This is a genomic window from Sporichthyaceae bacterium, assembly GCA_036493475.1.
GTDB lineage: Bacteria > Actinomycetota > Actinomycetes > Sporichthyales > Sporichthyaceae > DASQPJ01.
Window position 1 is genome coordinate 1 of the sequence record DASXPS010000006.1, and the last position, 1,808, is coordinate 1,808.

At 69.5% G+C, this 1,808-nt stretch carries 2 protein-coding genes; one reads left to right on the forward strand and one right to left on the reverse strand.

What is annotated here, in order from left to right; genetic code table 11:
* The first annotated feature begins 234 nt into the window (after positions 1-234).
* Positions 235-1,374 (forward strand): IS701 family transposase, encoded by a 1,140-nt coding sequence (locus VGJ14_00405; protein HEY2830854.1) that lies wholly within the window; start codon positions 235-237, stop codon positions 1,372-1,374.
* Between the two features lie 172 nt (positions 1,375-1,546).
* Here VGJ14_00405 and VGJ14_00410 read toward each other — a convergent pair.
* On the reverse strand, positions 1,547-1,808 hold a 262-nt coding region (locus tag VGJ14_00410; protein ID HEY2830855.1), incomplete at its 5' end, for a cyclic nucleotide-binding domain-containing protein.

Sequence of the window (1,808 nt, forward strand, 5' to 3'; positions counted from 1 at the left end):
GGCTTTGACTCGAGGCGAACCGACCCGGTTGCGTACCGAACGTCCGGTTTTCTCATCAACCGAACGGATGACCGCGCGTGAATACCGGGGGCCGATCCGGTTGCGCAGGCCACCTGACCCCGTCGCTTAGTACTACAGCCGCAGTTAGTTTGATCTTGTGTGGCGTGTTGCGATGGGCTCGGGCGCTTCTGTCGCGATCTTGCTCGGGTGGTCGATGATCTGGGCGTGGCAGAGGTGTCGGGGTGGGCGGCGGGCCTGGAGGAGGTCCACGCGCTGATTGCGCCGCGGTTCGCGCGTTCGGAACCGCGAGCGCGGGTGGCGGGCTATCTGCGCGGGTTGTTGGCTCCGTTGGAACGCAAGAACGGCTGGACCCTGGCCGAGGACGCCGGGGAGCCCAGCCCGGACGGGATGCAGCGCCTGCTCACCGGAACCGATTGGGACGCCGACCGGGTACGCGACGATCTGCGGGGCTACGTCGTCGACCGTCTCGGTGACCCTGGCGCGGTTCTCGTCGTGGACGAGACCGGTTTTTTGAAGAAGGGCAATCGCTCCGCCGGCGTGGCCCGGCAGTACTCGGGCACCGCGGGGCGGATCGAGAATTGCCAGGTCGGGGTGTTCCTGGGCTATGCCGCACCGGGTGGGCGGACCTTCCTGGACCGCGAGTTGTACCTGCCCAAGGTATGGACCGAGGACCGTGCCCGCGCCCGGGCCGCGGGAATCGGCGATGAGGTCGGGTTCGCGACCAAACCGGAGTTGGCGGTCGCGATGCTCAGCCGCGCGTTGGATGCCGGGGTCCCGGCCCGGTGGCTGACCGGTGATGAGGTCTATGGCCAACATCCCGGGCTGCGCGCCTTCGCCGCCGAGCGCGGGTTGTCCTACGTGCTGGCCGTTCCTGCCAACCAGTGGGTGTGGACCGCCGGGCCCAAGGGCCCGGCCCAGGCCCACGCCAAGACCGTCGCCGCCACCATCGCAGCGCAGGCGTTCAAGCGGATCAGCACCGGCCCCGGCGCAAAAGGCCCGCGCATCTACGCGTGGGCCCGCGCCGCGCTGCACCCCGATCCAGGCGCCGGCACGACCTCGTGGCTGCTCGTGCGCCGCAGCCGGAGCGATCCGACCCAGGCCGCCTACTACCTCGCGCGCGCACCGGCCACCACCACGCTGACCGAACTGGCCCGAGTCGCCGGGATCCGCTGGGCCATCGAGGAAACCTTCCAGAGCGCCAAGGGCGAAGTCGGCCTCGACCACTACCAGGTACGCCACTACGAAAGCTGCTACCGCCACATCACCTTGGTCATGCTCGCCCACGCATTCCTGACCATCAGCCGCGCCGCGGCTGCAAAAAGGGGGCAGCCCACGACCTCGACGAGGAACTGATCACCGTCACCGTCCCCGAGCTCCGCCGATTGTTGGCCCGCCTCGTATGGCACCGACCACCACAGGTCGCCGCAGTGCTTGCCTGGTCCCGATGGCGCCGCCGCCACCAAGCCCGGGCCCGGCGCTGCCACTACCGCGCCCGCGGCGCCCACCCATAAGTGCGGCTGTAGTACTAGGAGGACGGCGGCTGGTCCGTGTCCTCGGCGCCCCGCACGCGCCGGGCAAGGGTTTGCAGCAGTGTCCACGCGATGGCCGCGTTGCTCTGCACCAGCGGCCGGAAGTCCCACAGGGTGATCCCGCGGCAGACCAGTTCGCTGTCTGCGGTGATCGTGGCCGAGCGGACGCCTTGATCGAGCAGTGCGATCTCGCCGAAGTAGTCACCCGGGCCCAGGGTCCGGCGGAACGTGCCCTGGACGGTCACCGTCGCCGTGCCC